General features: G+C 36.9%; 12 protein-coding genes. 2 read left to right on the top strand and 10 right to left on the bottom strand.

Annotated features, from left to right (window positions below):
• Positions 1 to 497: 497 nt before the first annotated feature.
• The 6 genes from ETB99_RS04600 to ETB99_RS04625 all read right to left on the bottom strand — a co-directional run bounded on the left by ETB99_RS04600 (position 498) and on the right by ETB99_RS04625 (position 6,102).
• Entirely contained in the window at positions 498 to 2,402 is a 1,905-nt protein-coding gene (locus ETB99_RS04600) for a vWA domain-containing protein (protein WP_171700031.1), read from the bottom strand.
• A gap of 10 nt (positions 2,403 to 2,412) precedes the next feature.
• Entirely contained in the window at positions 2,413 to 3,234 is an 822-nt protein-coding gene (locus tag ETB99_RS04605) for an AAA family ATPase (protein ID WP_237811478.1), read from the bottom strand.
• Positions 3,235 to 3,430: 196 nt separating this feature from the next.
• Entirely contained in the window at positions 3,431 to 3,694 is a 264-nt protein-coding gene (locus ETB99_RS04610; protein WP_041638381.1) for a metal-sensitive transcriptional regulator, read from the bottom strand.
• 61 nt (positions 3,695 to 3,755) lie between these two features.
• Positions 3,756 to 4,130 carry a replication termination protein gene (locus tag ETB99_RS04615; RefSeq protein WP_003397201.1) on the bottom strand — a complete coding sequence of 125 codons (375 nt, stop codon included), beginning with the start codon at positions 4,128 to 4,130 and terminating at the stop codon, positions 3,756 to 3,758.
• Between the two features lie 160 nt (positions 4,131 to 4,290).
• The gene (gene purU / locus ETB99_RS04620; protein WP_129000265.1) at positions 4,291 to 5,190 is read right to left on the bottom strand and encodes a formyltetrahydrofolate deformylase; all 900 of its coding nucleotides are present in this window, start codon (positions 5,188 to 5,190) and stop codon (positions 4,291 to 4,293) included.
• Positions 5,191 to 5,283: 93 nt separating this feature from the next.
• Positions 5,284 to 6,102: a formate/nitrite transporter family protein gene (locus ETB99_RS04625; RefSeq protein ID WP_171700033.1), complete on the bottom strand. Its 819-nt coding sequence runs from the start codon at positions 6,100 to 6,102 to the stop codon at positions 5,284 to 5,286.
• Between the two features lie 241 nt (positions 6,103 to 6,343).
• Between ETB99_RS04625 and speE the strand changes: the two genes are divergently transcribed.
• Together speE and rpmG are read left to right on the top strand one after the other, a co-directional pair.
• Positions 6,344 to 7,192: a polyamine aminopropyltransferase gene (gene speE / locus ETB99_RS04630; RefSeq protein WP_077428376.1), complete on the top strand. Its 849-nt coding sequence runs from the start codon at positions 6,344 to 6,346 to the stop codon at positions 7,190 to 7,192.
• 91 nt (positions 7,193 to 7,283) lie between these two features.
• Positions 7,284 to 7,433, top strand: a complete 150-nt coding sequence (gene rpmG, locus ETB99_RS04635) for a 50S ribosomal protein L33 (protein WP_035019608.1) — start codon at positions 7,284 to 7,286, stop codon at positions 7,431 to 7,433.
• 26 nt (positions 7,434 to 7,459) lie between these two features.
• Here rpmG and treR read toward each other — a convergent pair whose 3' ends face one another.
• From treR to ETB99_RS04655, 4 genes are all read right to left on the bottom strand, one after another.
• The gene (gene treR, locus ETB99_RS04640) at positions 7,460 to 8,182 is read right to left on the bottom strand and encodes a trehalose operon repressor (protein ID WP_171700034.1); all 723 of its coding nucleotides are present in this window, start codon (positions 8,180 to 8,182) and stop codon (positions 7,460 to 7,462) included.
• A 27-nt stretch (positions 8,183 to 8,209) separates the two neighbouring features.
• Positions 8,210 to 9,874, bottom strand: coding sequence for an alpha,alpha-phosphotrehalase (gene treC, locus ETB99_RS04645; protein WP_129000263.1), 1,665 nt, complete (start codon positions 9,872 to 9,874; stop codon positions 8,210 to 8,212).
• A 1-nt stretch (position 9,875) separates the two neighbouring features.
• Positions 9,876 to 11,279, bottom strand: coding sequence for a PTS system trehalose-specific EIIBC component (treP, locus tag ETB99_RS04650; protein WP_129000262.1), 1,404 nt, complete (start codon positions 11,277 to 11,279; stop codon positions 9,876 to 9,878).
• 195 nt (positions 11,280 to 11,474) lie between these two features.
• The gene (locus tag ETB99_RS04655) at positions 11,475 to 11,861 is read right to left on the bottom strand and encodes a PilZ domain-containing protein (protein ID WP_226373751.1); all 387 of its coding nucleotides are present in this window, start codon (positions 11,859 to 11,861) and stop codon (positions 11,475 to 11,477) included.
• Positions 11,862 to 11,906: the final 45 nt, after the last annotated feature.

Below are 11,906 nucleotides of genomic sequence, written 5' to 3' on the forward strand. Positions count from 1 at the left end.
TCTTTGATCATAAAAAATTCCCCTCTCGTAATCATGAACCATAGCTCCTCTCGTTGACACTATGGTTCTATTGTAAGTGGGGAATTTTATTCCGGCTATATTGGGGATTTTATCATCGGCTTTAACAGAAAGGACGGTACATACTTCTACCTCTCCTTCTTCATAGTTTTCCTTTAACATATTAACAAAAGAAAAACGATTTTGTCCTTGACAAAATCGTTTTTCAACAGTCTGAAGATTATTAATCTTGCAATAGTATTATCTGAAAATTAAAATTATGCGTCAATAGTAAAAATTAGAAAAACATATACAATTTACAGCATTAAAGGAACAAAATTGAAATTTAATTATTTTAATATATTATTTTAAAACGATTATGTTTACTACTCTTTTACTTTCTCATATAATATCCCAACACAATCTTTTTTTTAAAAAATTTTTTTGTTAACAAATTTTTTTGATGATTAACATAAAAAACACCCAGAATGGTGGGTGTTTTACAATTTATGCAGCAGTAATTTCTTTAGCAATGGGGCTAAAAATATTGGTAATTGCTCTACGTTTGGAACGAGTACACTGTAATGTCCATATATATTTTCAATCGTTTTTTGTTGACTTTCGCTAATTATTCCGTTTGCTAAAAACACATTGACTACTTCAATTCCTAATTTTCTCGCTTCTACAACCGCTTCGTGTGTATCTACAATCCCATTTTGATCATAGCCGAAAGCAGCTGGTTCCCCATCCGAAAAGACGAGTAAAAATTTTTGTTTTTCGTTTCTTTTTTGTAATTCTTCTGTCATTAATCGAATAGCCAAACCATCACGATTATCTTCTTGTGGCTCCAATTGCATAATTCTTGCCCCATGATCTTTTCTTAGAGAATCATCAAAATCAATAACAGTTTGAAAATAATTAGGTTGATAAGACGATGTAGCGTCGTTCGTATCCTCCCAAAAACCAACAATTTTATGCGGAACGCGAAGCGCTTTAAGAGATTCGTGAAATAAAATAATTCCTTTTTTTGTTTCTTCCATTTTGTCATACATCGATGCAGAACAATCGACAAGCAAAACAAAAGCAGCATCTAATAACGGGGATGTTTCGTGTTTTTTATAGAATAAACGCGGATGTTCTTCTGTAAAAAAGCGTAATAGCTTTTTATTTAAACGACCTGCATGTAAATCCGTACGAGGGTGTATTTTTTTATGCTCGAGTACTTTTTCAATGGATCGTGTCAATTTTTTTTGATACGGCCCAATTACTCCCCGGTTACGTTCATACTGTTTAGTTTGCTCAATTGTCGGTGGCAAAGCATCCACAAATATCGGCTTAGCATAACGATTTTCTTTTCCGTATTCATACTCGGAACGTCCAGAAAGTTCGTAGCGATGCTCTTGTTGTTCTAAATGCGTATAATCATTATGTGTTGTTTTTTGTGATGAACCATGCACTATCCCAAGAGATTGGTCTCCTGCTTCCCCTTGACGAACCCCTTCCCCGAGCAAGTCAGTCTGTGAACCTTGTTCGAGATCAAACTGTAAAAAACTATTCGTCATATCGCTTGTTTCACGATGCCATGTATGCATCGTCTCTTGAAAAATATCTTCATTTTCCGATTTTTTATCAAGCACGTCATGGTTTTTCAATGGATCTTTCCGGCGAATATCTCCACTATCTTCTTGCTGATTAACGTAAATATACTCTGGGAGATGAAAATATGTGTTTAGCATATCAGTATCTAACAGTTCATCTAGCACATCTATCGTTGTGAGTACAATACGTGTAATGTGAGCAGTCGATTTTGCGTCATATACATTTCTTATTTCGCGCTCAACAAACGGAAGAGCTAAGCGTAAACGTTCAGGAAGAAAAATATCGTTTACGGGTTGTTCCGCTGTTAATAGTAAATATAAATAATTAAACAATGCATCTGTATAAACGCTTTTTATCATATTCACATTCCATTGAGTTTCGAAGTAATGGCGATATACATGTTTCCGAATAACGAACGCTTTTTTTGTACCAGGACGTACATGCCGGCATATATCTTCTAACCGCATATCTTCAAGCAACACAAATAACTGTTTAGCAAAGTTCGGAATAGAATATGCTTTTATTTGATGAAGGAAGAAAAGAATGTCTTTGTCACTTGTATAATGGAAATTTCCGATCGTCCGCAAAAACACATCGCTTTTTAATCCATATACGTACTGTTCTTTTGGACGATTATCCCAAAAGTGACTGACAACGACTTTTTTATGTTGCCGATCAAGATACGACTGATAACCGAACTCGAGCTCCATTTCCTCATCTTTTGTTAATGTTTTCACTAAATCAGATAGCTCCATAAACAAAAAAGAATCAACTTTTTTATCATTAAACATAATAAAACGATTCATGTAGCCACCCTCATTCATCAAACAACGTTTCGGCTAAATTGCGCACCGCAGCTTTTTCCCGGTCGTCCTCCAATTTTTCGACGATCGCTCGCTCGATTGCCCGTCGTGGTGGAATGTATACCGCTAAATCACAAGCATCGATCAACGCCCGAATGGAAGCAGCTTCTTCTGATACATATCCTTGCTTCACTTGAACAATTAAATCTGCGGATAGTGTAACAAAACGATCTAATAGCACTTCATTTGTTAGCTTCGTTTGTTGTTGTAAAATACGTTTTAATGCTTCACCTTGGACGTACGGCACATCAATGACAACAAAACGGTTTTTCAATGCTTCATTTAACGGTACTGTTCCAATGTATCCTTCGTTAATCGCTGCAATGACGCCAAATGTCGGCTTCGCTTTAACAACTTCCGCAGTAAATGGATTTGTAATCATTTTTCGATAATCGAGTACCCCGTTTAAAATCGGTAACGTTTCCGGCTTAGCCATGTTAATTTCATCAATATATAACAGATGCCCTTTTGTCATTGCTTCAATCACAGGCCCGGGGATAAATTCAATTGTTGCTTGCCCATTTGTTTGTTGAATCGTCTTGAAACCAAGCATCGCTTCAGCATCTAAATCAATTGAACAATTAATGCTGTGCATTGGCTGTCCAAAGAAAAGCGATAACGTTTCGGCTAGTTTTGTTTTCCCTGATCCTGTCGGCCCCTTTAACAACACATTTTTTCCTAGAGCCAAAGCAATAATTGCGTCATATAAAATGGACTCATGAGCGGGTGTATATGCCGTATATTCAGCCTGTTCGTCTATGTTATTTTTAAACATCTCTCTTCTTTCTTTAACGATCGCTTCAATCGTTTCTGGTAGTGTAAATGACTGTGTATAAATCATGATGTCATTCCTCTCTATATTTTCATACGTACGTATTGTACAAAAAACAAATGAATTTGTGCAAACAAAAGAACAGTTTAACATAATTATATTATGTTAACAAATGAATGAAAGAGGGAGCCACTCGGCACTACCGGCTTTTGACGAGTAGCTCTACCGCTTCTTGAATAAGTTTTTCACTTTCTAATGATCCTGTTTCTATATCCTTACGAATGCAATGTTCCAAATTAGCACTTACAACAACTGCAATAGCACGATCAACAGCACTACGAATAGCTGACAACTGAGCAACGACTTCTTTGCAGTCTTTCTGCTCATCCATCATTTTTAGTACGCCGCGAACTTGTCCTTCAATTCGCTTTAAACGGTTCTTCACTTGATTATCATATGTCATGTTCATCAAACCCCTTTTCTTATACCCTTATCAGTATATTAAATGAAATATAATTCTTTTGTCAACTAAAATTATCTTTGATCGCTTTACGGATAAGCGCTTCACAACGATCAAGTTCTGTTTTTAATTGTCGCTTATACAACTGGGCTTTCTTATATCCTTCCTCAGTAAAACGATAATAAACAACTTCTTGGTATTTCATTCCTTCTTTTTTCTTTTTTACTTGTTCTAAAATGCCATCTTCAATCAAATCATGTAGCGCTTTGTATACCTCTGAATGATTCGGACGATACCCAAATGGTTGAAACTCTTCACGAAGCACATCTAACAATTTCAATCCATACAATCGTTCCTGTTCAGTCAAAGTAATTAAATATAACTTTAAAAATGCGCGTTGCTTTAATAAAAATCCGCTCGGTTTTCTTTTTTCACTCATTTTTTCTCCTCCTTTCATATGACACATTCTTTACTTAAAAGAAAATTCCTTCTCCATTTCCATTATAATTGAACATTTTTATTTTTATTCAGTTTTTATTTAGAACATAGTTTTATGATATCAATTTTTTGTAAAAAAAAAGAAGAAGGTTCCCCCTCCTTCATTTAAAAACAATTGTTTTATTTTCATGAATAATGACACGGTCTTCTAAATGCCATTTTAGGGCGCGGACAAGAACCGTTTTTTCGATCATGCGCCCGATTCGCTTTAAGTCTTCTACATGATGCTTATGATCCACCCGCTCGACATCTTGTTCAATAATTGGGCCTTCATCTAAATCATCTGTTACATAATGAGAAGTGGCACCGATCAGTTTCACTCCGCGTCGATAAGCTTGCTCATATGGTCGTGCGCCAACAAATGCCGGTAAAAACGAATGATGAATATTAATGATTTGTGCTGGAAACGTTGCAACAAAATGTGGTGATAAAATTTGCATATAACGAGCAAGCACAATGACATCCACATCGTGTTCCTTTAATAGTTGGATTTGTTTTTCTTCCGCTTTCTCTTTTGTTTCTTTTGTTACCGGTATGTGATAGTATGGGATTCCGAAAGACTCTACCGTTTCTCTCATTTGCTCATGATTGCTAATAACTAGAGCCAAATCTGCAAGTAATTCACCCGCTTGCCACTCCCATAGTAACTCTAATAAACAATGCTCTTCTTTTGAAACAAATATCGCTACTTTTTTCACATGCGTATGTAAGCTCAATCGCCAATTCATCTCAAACTGTTGTGCAATCGTTGCAAATTCCTTCTCTATCGCCTTTCTTCTTTCTGATATATTCGGAGCATCGAACTCGATTCGTAAAAAAAACGTACCGCCTTCAGGATCTGTCGAGTATTGACTTGATTCCACAATATTAGCCCCCTTTTCGTACAAAAAAGTAGTGACAGCGGCCACAATGCCTGGTTGATCTGGGCATGAAATAAGCAAGCGTGCTCGATCTTTATATTTGTTCATAAACTTTTGCACATGTTTTTGTTGAAAATACATCGTAACTCCCCCCATAGACAGAAAAATGAAATAAAATAATAGCCTTTATTATAACAAATAAAAAAATAGTCGAGAACATATCCCGACTATTTTTTATTTGTTCAATATTTTTCTTACTCCAAACGCCCCTTTCCACGCAGGCGTAGATTGTTTATTAGATGAAAGATATGTGTATAACGCCCCCATAAATAATGAGCCACCAACGATATTCCCAAGCGTTACAGGTACGATGTTATGGATAATCCCCGCTACATGAATTGTATCTGGATGCTCGACAGCTAAAGCAAGTGAAAAAATAACAAAGTTTGCAATAGAGTGTTCATATCCGGAAGCAAAAAAGACGAAAACGATTAAAATCATCGCAAACATTTTTGCCATATCTTCTTTCATTTGCATTGGAATAAAAATAGCTAAACAAACAAGCCAGTTACATAAAATCCCTTTGACAAACAATTGTACCGTTGTTGCGTGCATTTTTTTCAAGGCAATTGCAAAAAGTAAATGATCCATCGGAATGTCATGAAAAATACCTGACTGTGCAATCAAAAAGGCGAAGAAAATCGCACCAAGCAAGTTGCCGCTATAACACGCCACCCAGTTACGAAGCGTGTCACCAATCGTCGTTTCTTTTTGAAGCGTACTTACAGTAAAGTACATCGTATTCCCTGTAAATAGTTCTGCACCGCCATACATAATCAACACAAGGGCAATTCCGAAGAAAATACCGCTCACTAAATACGTTACAGGTGAATGCGCCTCATAAAAGTATTGTCCGATACGTACGCAAAGAACGAGAGCAAAACCAATGTATACACCTGCCAACGCAGCACGAATCATGTATTGAAGAGGCGATGTTTGCAAAATGGAGCGCTTCTTTAATGCAAGCTCTTTACATGTTTGTAAAGCTTCCATTGTTTTCTCACTTCTCTTTCTATTTTGTGATATTTTTCACACTTATCCTACTCCTCTTCTTTCTATTTTTCAATGCATTCGTGTAAATGTTAAAAGAACTGTCAACACTTTATTTTTGTAAACGTTTGCGAATAAAGTGACTATTGCAATTTTTTTATCTGATGTTCTCATCCTTTGCAAACTCATGCACAAATGTATTAATATAAAGAAGGCGCAAAATACATTGTTAGAGGAGGAAGCTATGAACTACATAAAAGAGCAAAATGGACAGCTATGGTTAACAGAAGATGAGCGTGAAAATTTAAAGATTAGTTATCGTATCAAGGAGATCGTTTACTCAGAACGCTCACCATTTCAACATGTGATGATTTTAGACTCATATGACTTTGGAAGAATGCTTGTGCTTGATGGAATTGTACAAACAACTTCTATTGATGGACATATTTACAATGAGATGATCACACATGTTCCTCTTTCTCTTCATCCGTCGCCAAAAAAAGTTTTAATTATCGGTGGGGGCGATTGTGGTGCAGCTCGTGAAGTGGCGAAATATGAAGAGGTAGAAGAAATCCATCTCGTCGAAATCGATGAACTTGTTGTTCAAGCATGTAAAGAACATTTACCTGAAGTATCTGGAAATCTTTCCGACCCTCGTGTACAGTATGTGTATAAAGATGGGGTTCAATTTGTGAAAGATCATATGAATACGTACGATGTCATTATCATTGACTCGTCTGATCCTATTGGTCCTGCCCAAGTATTATTTGAATACGATTTTTATAAAAGTGTGCATGAAGCGCTCAAAGAAGATGGAATGATGGTTTGTCAAAGCCAATCACCGATTTTCCATATGGATGTATTGAAACAAACATATGCAAATATTCGTCATTTATTCCCGCATGTTCACGTATATACAGCTACTGTGCCAACGTATCCTGGCGGGCTATGGAGCTTCACTCTTGGTGCAAAACAGCCGATTTTATTTGACCGACTTCACACCTTCACAAAGCAAACGAAATATGCAAACGCTGATGTTTTAAGCCAATGTTTCCGTCTTCCACAATTTATGAAAGAGCATCTTCAATCGTAGTCGGAATGATTCCGGCTACGATTGTTGACAAAGTTTATATTATGATACAAAACGTAATGATTCCTATTTTCTTTGTAAGGAGAGTGCCTATATGCGTGTGAAAGTTGTTTTACAATGTACAGAAACTGGAGATCGCAACTACATAACAACGAAAAATAAGCGTAACAATCCTGAACGACTGGAATTAAGAAAATATTGCCCACGTTTGAAACGCCACACATTACATCGTGAAACAAAATAATCCGCGGCATATGCCACGGATTATTTTTAATGCAAATGAATACGTCGTGCAAAATCAACGAAGCGAAATTTATCAAGGCGGTGCCGGGATTCAGTATATTGAAACAAACTGGCATCATCTAAATAAACGTAATTTCGCACCACAACAACATGCGTATATTGCTTTAAGTTTAAATACATGCGATCTTCTTCGTTACATTCTTCAACGAAAAATTCCTTTTTCGCAAAGCTAATTTTTAATTGCAATTCCTTCTCCAAATATTCATAAATGGACCGTTCACATATATCTTTAGATAAAAACGGCACAAACTTTTTATTAAAGAAATCTTTGTCTAAAATAATGCGCTCGCCTTCAATTTCTCGTACACGCACCACTTTCCAAATTTCCTCTCGTGCGGTGACATGAAGATGCTTTTTTAACACTTCATCAGGTTTGACTATTTCAAGTTGCTCAACAATTGTTCGTGAAGGTTTTCCAAGTTTTTGCGCCAATTCCTTAAAACTAATGAGCCCCGAAATCGGAAAATCGAATTTACGAACATCTAATACAATTGAACCTTTTCCTTTAATTTTTTGAATATATCCGTGTTCAGAAAGCAAGTTGAGTGCTTTGCGAATCGTTTCTCGCGATGTTTCATATTGTTCAACGAGTTGATTTTCGGAGGGAATTTTCATCCCTGGCTTAAAAATTCCCTTTTCAATTTTTGATAACAAGTCATTGTAAATCGATAAATATTTATTTTCACTCATTGTTTATCACCGAAAAATATTTTACCATTATTTTTTCAAGTAATAAACAATGGATTCATACGGACGTAACGTCATTCGTTTAAAGTCGTTTGGTGAATCATCGTAGTTTGATAATAAAACTTGACTAGTATATTCACTTATATCTATATGTTTTGGCCATTCAAACAACGTTTCTTGTCCGTAGAAATTATTAATCACAACAAGTTTTTCATCGTTTCCGTTGCGAATATATGCAAAAATCGAAGGATGGTCTTCTAAAATGAGTTCGTAGTCCCCTGTCGTAATGATGTCATACTGTTTACGCAACTGAATGAGTTTTTGATAGTGATAAAAAATAGATGTTCGATCTTGTAATGCTCGTTGAACATTAATTTCTTTATAGTTATTCGCCACAGAAATCCAAGGTGTTCCCGTTGTGAAGCCTGCATGTGGTTCATCGCTCCATTGCATCGGTGTTCGCGAATTATCACGCGATTTTCGCTGTAAAATATGCAACACTTCTTGCTCGCTTTTTCCTTGTTCTTTTAGTATACGATACATGTTCAATGACTCTACATCACGATAGTCATCAATTCGTTCAAATTTCGGATCGGTCATCCCAATTTCTTCACCTTGATAAATATAAGGTGTTCCTTGCATCATATGAATCGTTGTCGCAAGCATTTTTGCTGATTGCTTATGATAGCGTCCGTCATTGCCGTAACGAGAAACGATGCGTGGCTGGTCATGATTGCACCAAAATAATGCGTTCCAACCCCCACCCTTATGCATGTGAATTTGCCATTCCGATAAAATCTTTTTTAACTGTAAAAAATCAAAATCAGCAACTGCCCACTTTTCTCCATTTGGATAGTCGACTTTTAAATGATGAAAGTTAAACGTCATATTCAGCTCATGACGTTCAGGATTTGTATATAAAATACAGTGATCAATTGTCGTTGATGACATTTCTCCTACTGTCATCATATCGTACTTCGAAAATACTTCTCGATTCATTTCTTGTAAAAATTCATGAATACGTGGACCGTCTGTATAATACTTTCTTCCATCACCCGGAGGAATAGAACCGTCATCATCTAAAAATCGCTGATCTTTTGAAATTAAATTAATGACGTCCAAACGAAAGCCATCTACCCCTTTTTGTAACCAAAAATGCATCATATCGTATACACGTTTGCGTACTTCTTCGTTTTCCCAATTCAAATCAGCTTGTGTAACATCGAACAAGTGTAAATAATACTGCCCCGTTTGTTCATCATATTCCCAAGCAGATCCTCCAAATTTTGATTGCCAATTGTTTGGCTCATCTCTCCAAATATAAAAATGACGATATGGGTTATCTTTCGATGAACGAGCTTGTTTGAACCATTCATGATCTGTTGACGTATGATTTACAACGATATCCATTACAATTTTTATGTTGCGCTTATGCGCTTCTTTAATAAGATTCTCAAAATCTTCCATAGTTCCGTACGGTTCATAAATACGATAGTAGTCGCTAATGTCATATCCATTATCGCGCTGCGGTGACTCGTAAATCGGGGTGAGCCAAATGGCATCCACCCCGAGCATTTTTAAATAATCGAGTTTTTCTATGACGCCTTGCAAGTCGCCAATTCCGTCACCGTTTGTATCTTTAAAACTTTTCGGATAAATTTGATACACGACCGCTGTTTTCCACCATGGATGCATATTACTTACCGCCTTTCGTCTTTGCCAAGATGTATGTCAACGTAAATGGAACGACAAGAACAATGGCCATGCCGATGAAAAATGGTACCCATTTATCAGGGAAGATTGATAAAAAGCCAGGTAATCCACCGACACCGATAGAAGACGCCTTTACTTTATTGATCGTAATAAAAATGCCTGCCGTTGCCGAACCAATTAAAGCCGAAATGAATGGATAACGGAATCGCAAGTTTACACCAAACATCGCTGGTTCTGTAATGCCTAAATAAGCGGATACAGCCGATGTAAACGATAAACCTTTCAATTTTTCATCTTTTGTTGCGAACATCATCGCGAGTGCTGCTGAACCTTGTGCAATGTTTGATAAAGCAAGCATCGGCCATAAAAATGTCCCACCTGTACTACCGATCAGTTGTAAATCTACCGCTAAAAACGTATGATGCATTCCTGTGACAACAAGAACAGCGTACAATCCCCCATATACGAGTCCACCTAATGCAGCAAAACGATCAAATAGTGCGACAAGACCATCTGTTAAAGCGTTTGCAATTCCGAATGTTACAGGTCCGATCGCAATGAAAGAAATAAATCCCGTCAAAAGCAACGCAATTGGAGCAACAAGCAACAATTGAAACGCTTCTGGAATACGTCTTTTTAAAAATACTTCTAATTTTGCTAACACATATGATGAAATTAAAATAGGTAACACTTGACCTTGGTAGCCGATTTTCTGAACGTCAAATCCAAATAAATTCCAATAAGGTACTGTTCCTTCTTGTACAGCGGAAGCGTATGCCCATGCATTTAGTAATGCTGGATGAACGAGCATAAGACCAAGTACAATTCCGAGCAGCTCGCTTCCTCCGAATTTTTTTACCGCTGACCAACCAATTAATCCTGGTAGAAAGACGAACGCTGTGTTAGCAATTAAGTTGATCATATCAGCAAAATCGCGCCATTGTTCATGAACATCAACAATCGATTTTCCTTCATAAAAAATTCCTGGACCTGTTAAAATATTGTTAATCCCCATCAATAAACCGGCTGTGACGATGGCTGGTAAAATCGGAATGAAAATGTCAGCTAATGTTTTAATGGCACGTTGTAACGGATTTAACTTTTTTTCTGCAGCGTCTTTTATTTCTTGCTTCGTTGCTCGACCAATCCCGGTCATTTCAACCATTTCGTTATACACTTTATCAACTAGTCCTTGTCCGATAACAACTTGAAACTGACCGTTCACCGAAAAAGAACCTTTCACAATATCAATGTTTTCTAGTGCTTCTTTGTCCACTTTCCCTTCATCTTTTAGTGCAAAACGAAGGCGCGTCACACAATGTGTAGCGGCGATAATATTCTCTTTCCCACCGACCGCTTGAACAATTTGCTCCACAGATTGTCGCATCCTTTATTCCTCCTTAGTTGAAGCGTTTACATTACCTTTTGTAACTTGTATATACAAGTCAACTTGTCTGCCTCTATTTTAACTTGTATATACAAGTTAGTCAACCGCTTTCAAATAATTTTCAAAGAAAAAAGATGTCCCATATTGAAGTGTCCTCTGTCAGAGAGGAGACACTTCATACACGGACATCTTCTTCTACTTACTTCCTTTTTTCCACGCATACATCGCTGCGTGTCGTTTTATTTCACCAATTAATTGTATTTCCTCTTGTTTTGAAATCTCTAGGGAAAGACCGTATTGAAATTCGTTTACATATGTTTTCTTCCAAATGACAATCCCACGCACGTTGATTGGTTGATCAACGATTGTAAATTGCAACTCCACTTCCAATTCGCCTTTGGCGGAATCAATTGGCAAATTTAAGGCTGTTTCCATTCGAATGCCGCGTGGACTAATGTCGTGAATTTCAGCCGCTCCTTTATCCGTTTCTACTTCCCGTTCCCCAATACGTGTGATACGAAACGTACACGGAAGCGGTTGACCAAATTGATATCGAAAAGGTTCTTGACGTTTAAACCTCATCATAAATCCCCCACATACAAACTATACCTTCTTCAATATAATTGA

The sequence above is a fragment of the Anoxybacillus sp. CHMUD genome (genome assembly GCF_013096965.1).
GTDB classification, from domain to species: domain Bacteria; phylum Bacillota; class Bacilli; order Bacillales; family Anoxybacillaceae; genus Anoxybacillus; species Anoxybacillus kestanbolensis_A.

What these genes read in the sequence shown, in the direction of transcription:
- ETB99_RS04615 (WP_003397201.1), bottom strand. Translation starts at nt 4,130, where the DNA reads ATGAGTGAAAAAAGAAAACCGAGCGGATTTTTATTAAAGCAACGCGCA.
- purU (WP_129000265.1), bottom strand. Translation starts at nt 5,190, where the DNA reads ATGTATTTTCAACAAAAACATGTGCAAAAGTTTATGAACAAATATAAA.
- treP (WP_129000262.1), bottom strand. Translation starts at nt 11,279, where the DNA reads ATGCGACAATCTGTGGAGCAAATTGTTCAAGCGGTCGGTGGGAAAGAG.
- ETB99_RS04655 (WP_226373751.1), bottom strand. Translation starts at nt 11,861, where the DNA reads ATGAGGTTTAAACGTCAAGAACCTTTTCGATATCAATTTGGTCAACCG.
- rpmG (WP_035019608.1), top strand. Translation starts at nt 7,284, where the DNA reads ATGCGTGTGAAAGTTGTTTTACAATGTACAGAAACTGGAGATCGCAAC.
- ETB99_RS04625 (WP_171700033.1), bottom strand. Translation starts at nt 6,102, where the DNA reads ATGGAAGCTTTACAAACATGTAAAGAGCTTGCATTAAAGAAGCGCTCC.
- ETB99_RS04610 (WP_041638381.1), bottom strand. Translation starts at nt 3,694, where the DNA reads ATGACATATGATAATCAAGTGAAGAACCGTTTAAAGCGAATTGAAGGA.
- treR (WP_171700034.1), bottom strand. Translation starts at nt 8,182, where the DNA reads ATGAGTGAAAATAAATATTTATCGATTTACAATGACTTGTTATCAAAA.
- ETB99_RS04605 (WP_237811478.1), bottom strand. Translation starts at nt 3,234, where the DNA reads ATGTTTAAAAATAACATAGACGAACAGGCTGAATATACGGCATATACA.
- ETB99_RS04600 (WP_171700031.1), bottom strand. Translation starts at nt 2,402, where the DNA reads ATGAATCGTTTTATTATGTTTAATGATAAAAAAGTTGATTCTTTTTTG.
- speE (WP_077428376.1), top strand. Translation starts at nt 6,344, where the DNA reads ATGAACTACATAAAAGAGCAAAATGGACAGCTATGGTTAACAGAAGAT.
- treC (WP_129000263.1), bottom strand. Translation starts at nt 9,874, where the DNA reads ATGCATCCATGGTGGAAAACAGCGGTCGTGTATCAAATTTATCCGAAA.